Origin of the sequence: Paracholeplasma manati, assembly GCF_025742995.1 — a bacterium.
Lineage (GTDB): Bacteria > Bacillota_I > Bacilli_A > Acholeplasmatales > UBA5453 > Paracholeplasma > Paracholeplasma manati.
The window spans coordinates 258,910-275,706 of sequence record NZ_JAOVQM010000001.1 but is presented as its reverse complement, the minus strand read 5'-3'; the positions used below and the strand labels follow the sequence as shown (position 1 = coordinate 275,706).

At 40.0% G+C, this 16,797-nt stretch carries 12 protein-coding genes; 8 read left to right on the top strand and 4 right to left on the bottom strand.

Annotated features, from left to right (window positions below; all coding sequences use genetic code 11):
• Positions 1 to 4: 4 nt before the first annotated feature.
• The 6 genes from N7548_RS01185 to N7548_RS01160 all read left to right on the top strand — a co-directional run bounded on the left by N7548_RS01185 (position 5) and on the right by N7548_RS01160 (position 10,524).
• A complete protein-coding gene (locus tag N7548_RS01185; RefSeq protein ID WP_263607559.1) occupies positions 5 to 1,939 on the top strand; it encodes an extracellular solute-binding protein in 1,935 nt (644 codons plus the stop codon).
• Position 1,940: 1 nt separating this feature from the next.
• Positions 1,941 to 3,617: a thermonuclease family protein gene (locus N7548_RS01180; RefSeq protein ID WP_263607558.1), complete on the top strand. Its 1,677-nt coding sequence runs from the start codon at positions 1,941 to 1,943 to the stop codon at positions 3,615 to 3,617.
• 23 nt (positions 3,618 to 3,640) lie between these two features.
• A complete protein-coding gene (locus N7548_RS01175) occupies positions 3,641 to 7,180 on the top strand; it encodes an immunoglobulin-like domain-containing protein (RefSeq protein ID WP_263607556.1) in 3,540 nt (1,179 codons plus the stop codon).
• Between the two features lie 124 nt (positions 7,181 to 7,304).
• Positions 7,305 to 8,735: a lamin tail domain-containing protein gene (locus N7548_RS01170; protein ID WP_263607554.1), complete on the top strand. Its 1,431-nt coding sequence runs from the start codon at positions 7,305 to 7,307 to the stop codon at positions 8,733 to 8,735.
• Between the two features lie 3 nt (positions 8,736 to 8,738).
• Positions 8,739 to 9,578 (top strand): hypothetical protein, encoded by an 840-nt coding sequence (locus N7548_RS01165; RefSeq protein ID WP_263607552.1) that lies wholly within the window; start codon positions 8,739 to 8,741, stop codon positions 9,576 to 9,578.
• A 58-nt stretch (positions 9,579 to 9,636) separates the two neighbouring features.
• The gene (locus N7548_RS01160; protein WP_263607550.1) at positions 9,637 to 10,524 is read left to right on the top strand and encodes a DMT family transporter; all 888 of its coding nucleotides are present in this window, start codon (positions 9,637 to 9,639) and stop codon (positions 10,522 to 10,524) included.
• 16 nt (positions 10,525 to 10,540) lie between these two features.
• On the opposite strand, the gene N7548_RS01155 is transcribed toward N7548_RS01160, so the two are convergent.
• From N7548_RS01155 to N7548_RS01145, 3 genes are read right to left on the bottom strand one after another with little or no spacing between them, the layout of a single operon-like run.
• Entirely contained in the window at positions 10,541 to 11,329 is a 789-nt protein-coding gene (locus tag N7548_RS01155; RefSeq protein WP_263607548.1) for a DUF1295 domain-containing protein, read from the bottom strand.
• A gap of 3 nt (positions 11,330 to 11,332) precedes the next feature.
• Entirely contained in the window at positions 11,333 to 13,096 is a 1,764-nt protein-coding gene (locus N7548_RS01150; RefSeq protein ID WP_263607546.1) for a DAK2 domain-containing protein, read from the bottom strand.
• A 9-nt stretch (positions 13,097 to 13,105) separates the two neighbouring features.
• A complete protein-coding gene (locus tag N7548_RS01145; RefSeq protein ID WP_263607545.1) occupies positions 13,106 to 13,507 on the bottom strand; it encodes a DUF2177 family protein in 402 nt (133 codons plus the stop codon).
• 148 nt (positions 13,508 to 13,655) lie between these two features.
• Here N7548_RS01145 and N7548_RS01140 point away from each other — a divergent pair, with 148 nt between their 5' ends.
• Together N7548_RS01140 and N7548_RS01135 are read left to right on the top strand one after the other, a co-directional pair.
• On the top strand, positions 13,656 to 15,035 hold the full coding sequence (locus tag N7548_RS01140; protein ID WP_263607544.1) for a deoxyribodipyrimidine photo-lyase: 1,380 nt from the start codon (positions 13,656 to 13,658) through the stop codon (positions 15,033 to 15,035).
• Between the two features lie 9 nt (positions 15,036 to 15,044).
• On the top strand, positions 15,045 to 15,527 hold the full coding sequence (locus tag N7548_RS01135) for a cysteine hydrolase family protein (RefSeq protein WP_263607543.1): 483 nt from the start codon (positions 15,045 to 15,047) through the stop codon (positions 15,525 to 15,527).
• A gap of 13 nt (positions 15,528 to 15,540) precedes the next feature.
• Here the strand turns inward: N7548_RS01135 and N7548_RS01130 are convergent, their stop codons facing one another.
• Positions 15,541 to 16,749, bottom strand: coding sequence for an MFS transporter (locus N7548_RS01130; protein ID WP_263607542.1), 1,209 nt, complete (start codon positions 16,747 to 16,749; stop codon positions 15,541 to 15,543).
• Positions 16,750 to 16,797 lie beyond the last annotated feature (48 nt).

Genomic DNA, 16,797 nt, shown 5'->3' with positions numbered 1-16,797 from the left:
ACAAATGAAGAGAATTACGTCGCTTTTAATTGTTCTATTCGCTGTAGTGATGCTAACGGCATGTGCTAAGCAAAGAGACCAAGCACCAACCATCTCTGGCGCACAACTGAACCCAGTTGTACAACAAGGTGGCACTTACAACCCATTAGATGGCGTCACTGCTGACGACCGTGAAGATGGCAATTTAACAAGTCAAATCGTGGTAAGCGGTTTTGACCAGGATGATTTAAATTATGCTGGTACATACGTGATTACCTTAAAAGTTACCGACTCTGCAGGCAACGAAGCTGTTGTTACCATCAACTTAACCGTTGAAGGTACGACTCAAGCGCAACCACCAGTACTTAACGGTATTAAAGCTCAACAAACCTACTACATTGGTTCTGGTGACTTTAACCCAATCGCTGGTGTTACTGCAATTGACCCTGTCGATGGCAACATCACAGCGTCTATTCAAGTTACCGGTACATTGTTATTGGATACCCCAGGACAATATACATTAACCGTTAGAGTTACCAACCAAGCTGGTGTTAGAGCATCCGCTTCCATCACTGTAACTGTTGCAGTTTCTGATATTCCTTTCCAATTAACCACAGACCCAATTGAAATTACCATTTGGCATGCAATGGGTGCATCCAACCAAGCATTGCTTGAAAAGTATGCAGCATCCTTCAAAGAAAAATACCCTAACGTCACTGTTGTGATCCCTGCTGGTGTAGGTAACTATGATACCTTAAAGACCAACATGATCAACGCGATTACAGCAAACGCGATGCCAAACCTTGTTCAAGCTTATCCTGACCATGTCGCTGAATACCTCAATGGTAAAGCGGTATTGAACTTGAACCCTTACATTGAATCCACCACTTGGGGACTCAATGGTGCTGACGCATTGGATGACATCATTCAATCTTACTTAGATGAAAACAGCCAATACGACGCAAACGGCACTTACTATTCATTACCATTCAACAAATCCACTGAAGTCATGATTTATAACAAGACTGCATTTGATGCATTGTCTTTACCAGTACCACAAACATGGCAAGACATCATCGCTGCTGCACCAGCTTTAAAAGCATATGGTGACGCGATTGCAGAAGCGAAAGTCAGAGCAGCTAACCCTGGTATGACTGAAATGGCATTAGCACCGCTCATCGAAGCCGCTAAAGCATTAATCATCCCTGCATCTTATGACTCCACAGGTAATGCGTTCATCACTTTCACAAGACAATTTGAAGGTGGTTATACCGCACTGAACTATTCGACATTCAAAGGCGAATACTTATGGGTAAATAACACGAATACAACGGCAGCTATGCAATTCTTAAAGGATAACAAAGCTGTGATCACATTACCGGAATTTTGGGATCAACAATATGCATCTACCCCATTCGTTAACCAACAAACATTCGTGACCATCGGTTCATCTGCAGGTGTACGTTACAACGTGCCTTCATCTGACCCTACAACAGGTCAACCAGTGTTCCAAATTGGTGTAGCACCAGTCCCTTACAACGCTGACAAACCTAATGCGAAAGCCGTTATCCAACAAGGTACAAATATTTCCTTAATGAAGACTGGTACTGAACAACAACAACTCGCTTCATGGTTATTCTTAAAGCACCTAATCAGCCTTGAAAACACCACTGACTGGGCAATGGAAACCGGTTATCTACCAGTGAGAACCAGTGCTTATGAATCCACCACTTATCAAACATTCTTAACCAACCCAACAGCAAACCAACTATACATTTCAATGGCAGCCAATGCAGCATACCTACAAAGAAACAATATGTACTATGACCCTGCATTCATCGGATCTTCTAGAGCAAGAACTCAAGTCGGTCTAGCCCTTGAAAGAATCATGCTTGGGGACGGTAATATTGCCGCTGCATTACAAGATGCCTATACTGAGGCAAATCTAGGCGGACAATAATTTGAAAAAGGCATTCTTCTTATTGCTGCTTGCCGTATTTGCATTTTCATTGGTTGGGTGTGTTGAAAATCCACCAGTGATTGAAGATACACGTTATACCCTTACGGATTTAACGGGCAAGACACAATCTCAAATTGAAGCAATATTTGAAGAAGTTGGCATTACAGTACAATTTAGAGAGGTTCAAAGTAGCACAGTAGCAGCGGGAACCTTTATTAGATACGTCGGCTATAACGTAGGCGATAAAGTCGAAACCACTGTCAGTATCCGTATTGAAATCGCAATTCCAGTCCCATCTGCACCAACCATTAACGGTGCAGATGAGGCTTCGGTTTATGTGTCAGTACAAGGTAACCCACCCACATTTGATATTTATGCGGGTGTGACAGCAACCGACTTCCAAGGCAACGATATACCGTTTGGCAATTTCTTCTATGTATTAGAAATTAAGGATAGCAATCAAAATACGTTATCCGAAGTGAACTTCTATCAAATAGGGGTTTATTACGTGACATATCAAGCGATGAACAGTGGTTTATCCACAACCGTGACTCGTACGATCAATGTCGTTGTTCCGCCATTTGATACGAACAATACCGATAATTTACAGCTCGCTGTATCTTATGCAGGTAAGTCGTTTATCAATGATGGTATCGGGGTAGTTACCATTACCACCCATACCGACGCGGACACCACCAACTTTAGAGATTCCGTGACAGGTGAAAGATTCACCGTTCGATACTTAGGTATTGATGCACCTGAAGCGACCTCAAAATATGAACCATGGGGCATCAAAGCTGCCAACTTTGTGAGAGAAACCTTAGATAACGCAGAAACCATCATTCTTCAAGCCGAAGGCGTCAGAACCGATGGTAACGAACGTTATTTAGCTTGGGTTTGGTACATCAAAGACGGTAAGACAAGATTGTTAAACCTCGAATTGGTTGAAGAAGCCTATGCTTGGACTAGTGCTGTTGCATCGACACAATATGGATCCATATTCGTCACTGCACAAGCCGAAACCCAACTCACAGGCAGACGCATCTATGGTGAGGTTGACCCAGATTTTGACTACTCGACCGGTGGTACACCAATAGAAATTGGCGCACTGTTAGATAATTTCAACGATTATATAGCGAAAAAAGTGACCATCACAGGTGTCATCACTTCAAAAGTAGGTAACAGCATATATATTGAACAAAACAACCGTGGTATCTATATGTATGCAGGCTACAACATGACCAATGAATTACAAATTGGTTATGAAGTCACGATTCAAGGGTTAGTCCCTGCTGTGTATTTCCAATCCAAACAGTTATCCAACTATACGATTGATAATATGATTTTGTTAAGCACAGACAACCCAGTCACCATCAGTACCATCGCTGCGAACCAAGTTTCACAGTATGTGGGTAGAGTGGTTAGAATCGAAGACTTAACAGTGACACAGATTCAATTGTCTCAATCCGGTTTAACCACCGATGCTTATACCGTGGTAGCGAGAGATTCCAATAACAATACCATCAATATTCGCGTCGATGATTACACGGCGAAAGTCGTTCCAAGCTACACGTTCAGTGTTGGCGCACAATTCTCGGTTACAGCCCCAGTAACACAGTTTAACTCCGGTTATCAACTCATGTTACCAGGGATGGGCAGTATAGAATTTAATAATTAAAAAATGGAGGAAGAAAGTCGAAAATGAGTACCAAAAGATTCAGTTTCACAAAAGGTATCGTCGCTCTAGTTCTAACGCTAGTAGCAATTCTTGGCTTGGTTGCCTGCGAAACACCTGCAGCAAACCCAGACAAAGAGGCTGTTGAAGCAGCATTAGATCAAGTGGCTTTAGTCTATGGACAAGGCGATACAGCATCGAGTGTTACAAGAGATATTACATTCCCTACAGCACTTGGTGAAATTACCATTTCATGGGTATCAAGCAATGCAGCTGTCATTTCAAATGATGGTAGTGTTGTAAGACCAAACGCGGATACCGTAGTTACTGTAACTGCAACGTTAACATTACGTGAAGTTACTGAAACTAAAGTGTTCCAAATTACAGTTAAAGCTGCAGAAGCAGCCGCAACACCAGAAGAAGCGCTAGCCGCACTTCAAATTTTCAGTAGCTCATTGGTTTACAACGAAACTACAGGCAGATACACCACCACTAGTGATTTGTTCTTACCTACAAGATCAATGAAATTAGACATCGTTTGGACATCACCAAACCCATCAGTTATCAACACTGCAGGTAAAGTTGTACGTCCAGCGTGGGGTCAATCTGACCAAACTGTTATCCTTGTTGCATCCGTTGGTGACGCTACAAGAGAATTCATCATCACTGTCCCTGCAATCAATGTTAAACCTAACAATATCGCAGTCGCAGAAGCTAAAGATGCATTACTACTTGCTGGTATCGGCAATGGTGTTGCAGCTGACTTAGTATTACCTACCACTGTAGGTTCTGACGGTGTTACCGTTACTTGGTCATCTAATAACCCAGAAGTCATCAGCAATGCAGGTGTTGTTACTCGTCAACCAGAAAATGTCACTGTTATCTTAACAGCAACCTTAACTAAGGGTACTGTTTCTGATACCAAAGAATTCGAAGTTGTCGTATTATCATTCGCACCATTTACTGAAGTGGCATCCTTACAAGCAGCACTTGATCTATCCATCGTAAATAGAGCATTAGAAACACCAGTGGACACTTATGCGAAAGTATTAGGCGTTACTGTTGTTGGTGTCTCTGGCGACGGTTATATGATTTATGATGGCGCAAGCTTATTATATGTTTACACTGGTGGTACACCAGCTGCAAGCATCAAAGTTGGCGACGTTTATGACATCACTGGTTTCGTAGACTACTACTTTGGTTCATGGCAATTCAATGGTACTAAGAGTGCCGAAATGCCAACCATCCTTAAGGCATCTACAGAAGCAGCAAGTGTTCTAACTGCACAAACATTACCTGGCACAATTACACAATACATCGCAACATTACCTCAAACATTTACACAAACAGCACCGTTCCCTTACGCATACCTACAATTAGAAGGTAAAGTAAGAGTTCAAGGTACTGGTAACTATGACGTATTCGTTGTTGACTTTGATTATGCTGGTTCAGGTATCAACTCCGCAGCAAACTCACCATTCACACCAGATGCATTGATGGTTTACTACAAGTCTAACATCGACGCATTACGTGGATTAGACGGTCTAAAAGTTAGAATGAATGTCTTCCTATATTCTTATAGAACAGACAGAACCATCTTCACATTCATCTTCACAGGTGTTACTGAAGATATCGAAATCTTACCAATGACTGATCAAGAATCTGTTGACGCAGCAGCTATTCAAGCCGGCGCAGCATTGCCAGCAATTCAAGAAACTGCAGCAACATTAACATTACCTACAGATCTACTCGGTACAACCATCGTTTGGACCTCCTCAGATAATGCTTTAATCAACCCTACTACCGGTGTGGTTACACCAGTTGAAGGTTCTCAAACCGCAGTTACTTTAACAGCTACCATCACTAAGGGTGAAGCTTCTAAAGTTCAAAACTACGTGGTTAAAGTTGGTCAAATCCCACTTTCAACCGTAGCACAAGTGGTTGCAGCAGATGTTAACTCAACTGTATATCGTGTTCAAGGTACTGTCACAGCATCTGAATACTATAGAACTTACTTCATCCAACAAGGTGATGCAGGTATCGCGATTTACACATCAAACGCAACTTTATTAGCAACATTAAAAGCCAACGTTGGTAAAGACGTTGAAGTCATCGGTACAAGAGCTGTATTCAGCGGTATGAGACAAATGGCTCCATCCGAAATTAAAGCTTTAAATACCACAGGTACTGTCACTGCAGTCAACGCTGACGCTGTCGCATTGAACGCAACTGACATGCTTCCATACCAAGGCAGACTCGTTACATTAACACAACTTAAGGTTGTTGCATTACCTGCACAATCCTACGGTAACGTCGTTGTTGTTCTTGAACAAGTAGCCACTGGTAAGAGAATTGACATGAAGTGGGATTCCCGCGTTGCATTGTCTACTGCACAAGCAGCATTATTGGCATCCTTAACCGTTGGTAAAGAAGTCTCCGTTACAAACGTATTGGCTTGGAATAACAACCCTTACTTCTACTTCACAGACTCTACAATCGTCACTGAAGTTGCATTAACAGACGCAACTAAAGTCGCTGGCGATAAAGTAGCTCTAATGCTTCCAGCAGAAGTTAAGTCTAACCAAACATTAACATTACCTGCAACAGGTGCTAATGGTTCTGCAATCACTTGGGCAACCGACAATGCAGCAGTCATCTCCGAAGCAGGCGTGGTTACATTACCAGTTTCTGGTCAAGTTACAGTTAAATTAACTGCTACCGTAACATTAGGTACAGTGACTGAAACAAGAGAATTCAACATCGTTGTTGGATTATCTGACCAAGATTTAGTCGATGCAGACGCAGCAGCTCTAGTGGTTGCAGCAGCTCATACAACAGCAACAACCATCACATTACCTGCAACAGGTGCTAATGGCGCTGCAATCGTATGGACATCTTCAGACAATGCATTGATCGACCCAGCTACAGGCGCAGTTGTTATGCCAGTAAGTGGACAAGTCGTTGTTACTTTAACAGCTACACTATCCCTTAATGCAGCAACTAAAGTAGTTACATTTGAAGTCACTTTAGGTACTAACTCTGAACCTCAACAATATGCAACTGACCTATTCATTTCTGAATATATTGAAGGATCATCCAACAATAAAGCGATTGAAATTTACAATGGTACTGGTGCAGCAGTTGATCTAAGTGCTTACCGTTTAGATTTATATTCTAATGGTGCAACCACAGCGTCTACAACAAATACAATCACACTAAGTGGTACATTGGCTCATGGTGATGTCGTTGTTGTTTATAACTCAGGCGCAGTAGCAGGCATTTCATCTGTAGGTGATTTCACATCAACAGTAACATTCTTTAATGGTGATGATGCTGTAGTATTGGTTAAAAATGATGTTATCATCGACGTATTCGGCGTAATCGGTAATGACCCAGGTACATCTTGGACCATTGGTGATGATGCAACAGCAACAGCTGACAATACTGTCGTTAGAGTAGGGACCGTTATGGGACCAACAACTACTTGGAATCCAGCTGAATGGATGGTTTATCCAGTAGATACATTCACATATCTTGGATCCCACACAATGGGTCAACCAGCTTAATTAAATTACAAAACAAGAAGGACGAACCTCGGGGCTCGTCCTTTTTTTCGTTTTCCTCACACAGAGATAGATTAAAAACCATTATATGATATAATGATTATGCTAAAAAAGAGGAGAATTCTCTATGAAGAAAATCATATCAATCTTGTCCATCCTTTGGTTATCCTTATTAATCGTTGGATGCACCCCTCCAGAATCGACGAAAGTCACACTCCCAGACCTCACTGGTCTCAATAAAGAACAGGTGATTGAGGCCTTAGAACCACTAGACATCACCTATACATTTGAAGATGTTATTGATAATACAAAAACGAGAAATCGTTTCATCGAATATAAAGGTGATTTTAATATTGGCGATGAAGTCGAAAGAGGCACTTCGGTTGTCATTACTTTCGCAATTCACGCGAATATATTACCTAATCTAACAGGTGTACATAAAGACGATATTTCAGGGTATTTCACAAACATGAAATTGTATATCGAATATCGTGAATACGAAACCAACAGTGTACCTGAAGGACAATTCGTTAAATACTTAGAACCTAAATATACTGGACAAAAACTTGATGACAATACAACTGTAGTAATATTTGTTGCGAAAAACTTTGTCGTGGTTGAGAGGGACCTCATCATTTCTAAATACATCGAAGGTGCAACATCCAATAAAGCCATCGAACTATACAATATTTCCAGTGAACCAGTTGACTTATCCAAGTATAAAATCGGATTATTTTATGATGGCTCTGAGACTGTATCTGAAACCATCACGTTAAATGGCGTTTTAAACCCTTCGAGCACTTATGTCATTAGTCATACAGGTTCGAGTGCAGAAATCCTTTCTAAAGCCGATTTAACTACGGATAAGCTTAATTTTAATGGTAATGATATTGTTACCTTGATGTTTTATAACGATGAAGTCGTCGATAGTCTAGGTACTATAGGATGGGCGTTAGATATTTTTAATAACATCACATTGATTAGAAATACAGCAGTCACTCAACCAACTAGCAACTTTGTCAGAAATGAATGGGATACGTATGCGAAAGACTATATTGAACCGCTTGGCACACACCCAGTGTCATATCCAACCACCTTCACTTGGGATTTGAGTTATGCAAGTATACCGTTTGAAACACCGGGTGGAATGATTCAAGTATCCTTTGAAAGTAACTACGACGGTGATACTGCATACTTTACACCAGGATTCTTGGGTGAACAAAGACTACGTTTCATCGGTATCGATACCCCTGAAATGGGTTCAGGTGTTGTCGCAACCCAAGCAAAGAGCTATGTTTATAACAAATTGAGATACGCAACAACCATTTACATCCAACATGACCCTAGATCAGGACGTGTCGATTCTTATGAAAGACAATTGGGTTTGGTATGGTATGATGGCAAACTACTCAACTATGAGCTGGTTTTATATGGGTACAGTCAAAACAATTATTCAGATGATACACAATCATTGATATTCAATGGCATTCCACTGGCTGTATGGATGGCCAATGCAGAAGTTTATGCAAAACAAAATCATTTAGGGGTATGGGGGTAAGGTATGCTGATTAAATATGTCAATCGAATGATTTTCGCCTTTCTCGCCGCTATTGGTCTTTTATTAACCTATAACTTTACAGATTCAGCGGTTAGAAAAGATGTCATCAGAGAAGCTGCAACCGAAGCTTTAGCCAATGACGACATCAACTTCTTCGTACCATTTAAATATTTTAATGCTGACAGATTATATGATGGCATCGTTGAAACTGAAGACCATACATTACATGTCATGGTGTATGAAGTGGTATTGGTATCCACATCCGTGACCTCAGATGAATATGTCTTCCGCGACGGGATCTTCTTCTTGATGGAAAAAATCGAAGGCCCTAAATGGGGTGAATATTATTCCATTAAAGTGGTTGGTTCAAACAATCAACAACAAGAATATCTTGGATTTCAGCTTTTGGATTTTCCCATTTATTCAGCGATGAATCCAGACACAGCTGTCCAATTCATCGACCGTTCTCAATTTAAAAATGGAGAGATGATTTTACCCATCACTCAAATTGATATGTATCTTGAAGGTATGGATGAACCCTATATTTCAATTCCTGTAAACTTCACCAATGAACGATTTACAGTCATGGATCAAGTGGTTGAATATTATGAAACCAACGGAGAACTGCCTGAGGAGCCATTCAACAATGTATCGATTTCTACCCGCGTTGAGATTGATAGTACACGTTGGGTAATCCTCGCTTTCGCCATATATGCGTTCATCATCGGTGGATTAACTTGGTTTGTATTTGTTCGAAAGAAAAAAACAATGGGCCGTAAAAAAGCAACCATTGGTGTTGAAAAAGACATTGAAAGACTTGGTTTGAAAGAAACCAAAAAGTAAGTCTATTATGCCTATTTCTTTAAAGGTACTTATAGTATAAAAACGGGAACATTCATCCATGAAAAAGAAAACCATCATTCAAATCGCTATATCTTACGCCATAGTTGCAGCATTGTTTTACGGCTTGAGTGCGCCTTTATCCAAACTTCTTTTAAATAAAATATCACCATATACACTGTCGTCCATGCTATATTTTGGTGCTGGTCTTGGTATGTTTATTTTGGTCTTAGGTCGTAAAACCAAACCCAAAGAAATCATTCGAAGTTTCCATTCTAAAGATATTCAGTATATCATTTTGATGATTCTCTTAGACATCCTTGCACCTATATTATTGATGTTTGGATTATTGACCACAAACGCTTCAACGGCAGCGCTACTAAACAATTTTGAAATTATCTTTACCGGATTGATTGCGATGATTTTCTTTAAGGAACATATCGGAAAGAAGATGTGGATTGCAATCTCTATCATCATTGCATCGGGTTTCCTGTTATCATTTGAAGACTTTTCTGGTTTTCATGTATCACTCGGAGCGCTACTTGTATTAGCAGCTAGCTTTTCTTGGGGTTTAGAAAACAACTGTACACGTATGTTGTCACACCACGATCCACTCTATGTGGTAATCCTTAAAGGATTGGGTTCTGGTTTAGGTGCTTTGTTAATTGCAATTGCCTTAAATGAATTTGGTGGCAATTGGATTTATCTCGTTCTGGCGCTATTATTAGGATTTGTGTCTTACGGCATGAGTTTATTCTTCTATATCAGTGCGCAACGACACTTAGGTGCACTAAGAACAAGTGCGTATTACGCGACGGCCCCGTTTGCAGGTGCATTATTTTCGTTCTTGTTGCTACGTGAATCGTTATCTTGGCAATTCGTTATCGCATTTCTACTGATGGCTTTGGGAACGTATTTCGCCATCAAAGAAAATCAAACAAAATCCTAAAAAAAAGCACGAAAATTTATCGTGCTTTTTTCTTTGGTAACGGAATGAATATTGAAGTGACTTTAGCGTAGGCTTGATACGCTTCATTGTTCTTATATTTCTTTTCTAGAAGAGGGACACCAGATACATATACCAACAAGTAATTGATGAATGCTGGACCTACAATAGCTGCCCATACCCAGACATTACCACTCGATAATGCAACCACCCAAACAGCCCACCACATGAGGGCTTCACCGAAGTAATTTGGATGTCTGGTATATTTCCAAACCCCAGTCATGAGGATCTTACCCTTATTGTCAGGATTGGATTTAAACACTTTAAGTTGATGGTCACCAACGGCTTCAAAGTAAAAACCAATGAACCATAAAACCACACCCAGTACCAATACAACCCATTGTAATACAGATAAGGTATCATTACCGTTAAGGTTCACTACCATGATTGGTAATGCAATCACAAACAAGAAACTCATTTGTAACATAAACACATAGAAGAAGGCTTTGAGTTTGAGGTTTGTTTTCCAACGACGTTTCATATCTACGTAACGGAAATCTTCAGGTTTAGACCAGTTTCTAATGCCTAAGTAGAAGAATAATCTAAAGCCCCATAATAGGACCAAACCAGTGACTGCGAGTTGTGGGATGGTGTAAGTCCCGGCACTAACTAATGCAGTAATCGCGACCACAACAAACCCCAATCCCCAAGCGACATCGGCTAAACCATTGTTCTTTTTGACTTGAGCGATGATGAAGAAGATGACGAAGAAAACAAATAAAGCGAGAAATACATGTAAGAATAACATAGATTAATCCTTTCTGATATACGCAACCGCTACAGTACCGATCCCAGAGTTCATGGCGATGATGGTGGATATATCGGATGTATAGAGTGGTTTGATGCCTGTGATGGCTTCCAGTTTATTTGCGTAATATTGTGCTCTTTCTGGTGCGTTAACGTGCACTAAACTATACGATTTGATGCCGTAATCTTTAACGATTGAAGCGATGTGATTGAAGATTTTTTTGTCGCTCATTTTTTGACTAAAGGCTTTATCGAAGATGATGCCATTGCCTTCGTCATCGATAGAAATGACAGGTTTTAGATTCATAATCTTACCAGCGATACCCACAACCTTCTTCACACGTCCTGAACGAACCATGTATTTGAGGGTTTTAACAGAGACCAGTATTTTGGTTTTCTTCTTTAAGGACTCAATATAAGAGACCACTTCATCCAAGGATTTACCTTGTTTGATTTGTTCACTCGCTTCGTAGACCAATAAACCTTCCGCCGCACTGTTTTGGATGGAATCCACAACAGTGATTTTCTTATCAGAGAATAAAGCCTTAGCTTGTAGGAATGCGTTGTAGGTTGCACTCATCTTAGAAGACACAGTAATGACTAAAATCTCATCATAGTAGGTGGTTAAGAAGGAATACAAATTCTCAATCGATTTTGGATTAGGTGCAGCCGATTTAGGATAGGTTTTTAACGTATCCATCATTTGATAGAAACGTTCATTTTTAATCGTTAATTTATCGAAATGGGTCACTTCATTGATGGTCACAGCGATGCTAAAGACGTGGATTTGATTGTCTTCTACATAAGAAACAGGCAAGTCGGCGATGGAATCTGTAACCAAAGCGACTTTATATTTCTTATGATTAGCGACTTCAAATTGACGTTTCATATCATCGACTTTTTGATCGACAATGGTACCCACCGGTTCAATCAGTTCAAATACTTTTTCAGGCGTATTGGTATGAATATGTACACGAATCAAGGATTCATGTCCTGCAACGACCATCGAATCACCCAATGGGTGTAGGACAGTTCTCACTTGATCAAGATTCATACCTTTTCCTTCAATCAAGACCTCTGTACAATAACGGGTTTGATCGGGGCTAAACGAATCCACATGGATGTGTGCTTCTGGCAAATCATTGGATTCAATATCGATATCCTCACCTAAAAATGCATTGGTGAAACCAGTAATGAAGTGTAAATAACCTTTTGCACCAGCATCAACGACATCAGAATCTTTCAATACTTGAAGTTGTTCTTTGGTCTTTGGGAGCTCATCTTTCAAGGATTCAACGGCTTTTTGTAAAACAGATAATACATCTCTAGAACCTTTATTTAACGCATCCAACACCTCTGAAAAACGACGCATCAAAGTGATCATGGTACCTTCAACGGGTTTTTCAATCGATGCGTAAGCTTTCTTTGTCGCCACCTTCATGGAATTGACAAATTCTGATAACGTGAGTGGGTCTTGTTGAACACTCGATGTGAATCCGTGAATATACTCAGCGAAAATGATACCGGAGTTGCCTCTCGCCCCAAATAGCGCTGCGTTTGATATGGATGTGAGCGTTTCATGCAAATTCGCACCCATCTTAGATTTTAATAGAATACTTTTCATTAAAGAGGCGAGATTACTACCGGTATCGCCATCCGCTACCGGAAATACATTAATAGCGTTCAATTGATCCTTTTCTCTAATAACGTATTTGGCCCCCAAAATGAAGGATTTATAAATGTGTTCATTCGTAATTTGATATGTCATAAACTACCTCTAGAATAACCAGTCGTTGATGAGATAAGTCAAAGTTGATGTTAAGAAGCCTAAAGTTGTACCCCAAGTCAAATCGATGAGGGTGATTTTTAAAGTAAAATCTCTCATAGTAGCGAGGTTGGTTAAGTCGTAAGTAGCGTAAGTCACTAAGCCAAAGAACACGCCAAGCATCATCGCTTTTGCGAGAGAACCACTTTCAACCGCTGGATTGATGACGAAAATCACTAAGCCTAGAATGAATAATAAATAGAAGATGATGGCAGCTGCCCAATTCACATCTGGTTTAAGTAAAGACCCAATTTCTTTTTGATATAAGTCTTTCGCAACCAAACCAAGCCAAATTAAATCCACAACAAAAAATACAACAAAAGCAATCCCGTAGAGTTTTAAAATAGGTAACATCGTTTTAACCTCCTGTAGTTATGATGTATCTCAGTGAGATATCTATACTTGAATTATAGCACTTTAGTAAGATAAAGAGGAATAAGAATGCTAGAAAATCGTAAAAATAAGAAAAAAATCATATAATAATAACATGGGGGATACTTTTATGAATACACAAAGAATCCAAACGTTATATAGCCATCAGACCAATCCGAATGCCAAGTATGTGCTCTATTGGATGCAACAATCTCAACGCATTCACTTTAACCATGCGTTAGAAAGAGCTATTCAAATTGCCAATCAAAAACAATTGCCTTTGTTGGTATTATTTGTGCTAACACCAAACTATAAAGAAGCCAACCTCAGACACTATCAGTTCATGTTAGAAGGTTTAAAAGACGTCTCCATTTGGGGCACCAAGCTCGGTTTTAATATGGTTTATCGCTTAGGTCAACCAAGTGAAATCGTGGCGTCGTATCTAACGGATGCTTATGCATTGGTGATGGATCAAGGTTATTTAAAAGTACCGCTAAAATGGCGTTATGATGTCGTTAACTACGCTAAAACTCATGCATCAAACCTATGGATTGAAATGATTGATACCGATTTAATTGTCCCAGTTACGGTAGCGTCTAATAAAGTCGAATATGGGGCATATACATTAAGACCAAAATTACACAAATTATTTGATGTTTTCTTAGACTTTAAACAACTATCGGTATTGTCCAATCCACACCGCTTAAATGAGGCATCCGACTTTGATTTCAATGACATACCGACCTTATTAAAACAACTCAATGTCGATCGTTCAGTCTTACCTTATGAAGGTTATAAAGGTGGGTACTTAGAAGCTATGAAACGATTGAATGATTTCATTCTAAACAGACTAACCCATTACAACGAATCTTCAGATCCGAGTACCAACTACACCTCTGTTTTATCACCCTACCTCCATTTTGGTCAAATCTCTTCTTTAGAGATCATTCACCATTTAAGATTATTCTTAGATCAAGGTCGAATTACTGAGGATGTGTATGAAGCTTACAGGGAACAGTTATTTGTGAGACGTGAACTGGCGTTTAACTATTGTTACTACAACCCCGGATATGATGATTTTCATCGAATGACAGAACCTTGGGCGTATGAAACCATGAAAGCCCATGAATCGGATGAGAGAACGTATCTTTATACGGTAGAAGATTATTTAAACTATCAAACCCATGACCCTTATTTCAACGCAGCGATGAAAGAGATGGTTGAAACAGGGTTTATGCATAACTATATGCGTATGTACTGGGCTAAAAAGATCATTGAGTGGAGTCAAACCCATCAAGAAGCGTATCAAACCATTTTATATTTAAACAATAAATACTTCTTGGATGGCAGAGACCCCAATTCTTATACAGGGGTTGCGTGGTGTTTTGGAAAACACGACCGTGCTTGGACAGAGCGTCCAATCTTTGGTAAGCTCAGATACATGAATGATAAAGGACTCGAACGCAAGTTCGATATGCAAGGTTATATCAATAAAGTTGAATTCAACTAGGAGGGTAATATGGGTATTGCATTGCTGGTCATCGATGTTCAAAAAGAATATATGTCTGAACACTTCGGTACGAAAACATATGAACATACAATGATCTATATTAACGAAACAATGAAGTTATTTAGAGGGGCGAACTGCCCAGTCATCATTGTGAGAGACATCTCCGAAGGGGATGGACCTGAATACGCTTTGGTAGATGAACTCAAGCGAGAACCGACGGATATTGAGGTTCTTAAACTTAAAGGAAATGCTTTTTGGGAAACCAATTTGGAACAGATTCTAAAAGACAAAGACATCACCCATGTGGTCTTGTCAGGTACAGCCGCAGAACACTGTATTCTCGCAACCTATAACGGAGCAGCCGAACGTGGGTATCGCCCAATGATGTTACAACACGGCGTGTTCGCTACCCATGAACGTGGATTGATGGATTTATACTGGAATCGACCACTGGTATCCTATACAGCGCTAGCCTATATGGTTAAAAAGTAAAAAAAGAAGCATCTTAGGTTAAATGGCCTGAGATGCTTTGTTTTTGGACGGTTTTAAGACGTATGTAGCGAATCACTAAAAGCACTAAGATGGTTGAAGAGGTAATCAAAACATAGGGATAAAATGCGATACTGGTACGGTCAAACAATAAACCAGCAAGTGGCGTCATGATGCCAAAACCCATATACCCAATGACCATTTGAAGGGAAATAATCTTCGATAATTCCTTTGGTTCAAAGTGTGAATTATTGATAAACATCATGTTTGGATAGATGGGTCCAGATCCAACCCCTAATAACCCAACAACGACGAAGTAAAATGCTTCAAATGGAACATTAAATAAAATTAAAACAGCTCCGAGGAAGATCAAAGATACCCCGATATAGATGAGTTGGTGTGGGTTGAGTATTTTGGATAGGAATCCCGATAATAATCGACCAACCGTGAGACCTAGATAGTATGTGGTTGCGAAAAGGGCTGCGACCGAAGTACTAACCCCTTTTTCAATATAGATATAAGAAGCGATCCAAACACCTAACAAAGATTCGATGTGAACGTAGAATAGAAAGATCAACATGGAGTTAAAAGCCCCTTTAATTCTAAACGCGACCTTCAACGGAATGTGTTCATGGTGTTCTTTTTCTGCTTCAGATTCTTTCTGCCAAAGTTTAAATGATATGAACACGATGGCAGCGATGACTAAAAGAATACTGCCCACGATGATGTAACCCATACGCCAAGAGTTGAGACTTAAAGTATAAGCCATGATGGATGGACCAGCGGTCACCCCAACCCCATAGAAAGAATGTAGGTAACTCATATGAGAGGCTTTATAGTTCTTAGCGAGATAGTGGTTGAGTGACACGTCGATGGCACCAGCACCCATCCCCAAGGGAATCGCGAAGAATAACATTTGATAAAAAGCATTCACCTGACTTAAAAGAATTAAAGCCAATCCTGTAAATGTAATGGAAACAAACGTAATCCATTTGGTTTGAAATAGTCTTAATAGTCGAGGTGCGTTATACGTAGAAATGATCGACATGATGTAAACGACCACGGTCATGAGTCCCAAAGTACCTAGAGGTACATTTAAATCGACCCTTACTAGGTTCCATGCGGAACCCAACAAAGCGTCTGGTAAACCCAATGCGATGAACGCGATATATATCACGGCGAGTAATAAAAAAGCATACGTTAATTGTTTTTTAGATTGTATCATGAGTATCACCTATTCAATGATAGCACATCTCTAAATAAAAAGCACCGC

What these genes read in the sequence shown, in the direction of transcription:
- N7548_RS01155 (WP_263607548.1), bottom strand. Translation starts at nt 11,329, where the DNA reads ATGTTATTCTTACATGTATTTCTCGCTTTATTTGTTTTCTTCGTCATC.
- N7548_RS01140 (WP_263607544.1), top strand. Translation starts at nt 13,656, where the DNA reads ATGAATACACAAAGAATCCAAACGTTATATAGCCATCAGACCAATCCG.
- N7548_RS01145 (WP_263607545.1), bottom strand. Translation starts at nt 13,507, where the DNA reads ATGTTACCTATTTTAAAACTCTACGGGATTGCTTTTGTTGTATTTTTT.
- N7548_RS01130 (WP_263607542.1), bottom strand. Translation starts at nt 16,749, where the DNA reads ATGATACAATCTAAAAAACAATTAACGTATGCTTTTTTATTACTCGCC.
- N7548_RS01175 (WP_263607556.1), top strand. Translation starts at nt 3,641, where the DNA reads ATGAGTACCAAAAGATTCAGTTTCACAAAAGGTATCGTCGCTCTAGTT.
- N7548_RS01135 (WP_263607543.1), top strand. Translation starts at nt 15,045, where the DNA reads ATGGGTATTGCATTGCTGGTCATCGATGTTCAAAAAGAATATATGTCT.
- N7548_RS01185 (WP_263607559.1), top strand. Translation starts at nt 5, where the DNA reads ATGAAGAGAATTACGTCGCTTTTAATTGTTCTATTCGCTGTAGTGATG.
- N7548_RS01165 (WP_263607552.1), top strand. Translation starts at nt 8,739, where the DNA reads ATGCTGATTAAATATGTCAATCGAATGATTTTCGCCTTTCTCGCCGCT.
- N7548_RS01160 (WP_263607550.1), top strand. Translation starts at nt 9,637, where the DNA reads ATGAAAAAGAAAACCATCATTCAAATCGCTATATCTTACGCCATAGTT.
- N7548_RS01170 (WP_263607554.1), top strand. Translation starts at nt 7,305, where the DNA reads ATGAAGAAAATCATATCAATCTTGTCCATCCTTTGGTTATCCTTATTA.
- N7548_RS01150 (WP_263607546.1), bottom strand. Translation starts at nt 13,096, where the DNA reads ATGACATATCAAATTACGAATGAACACATTTATAAATCCTTCATTTTG.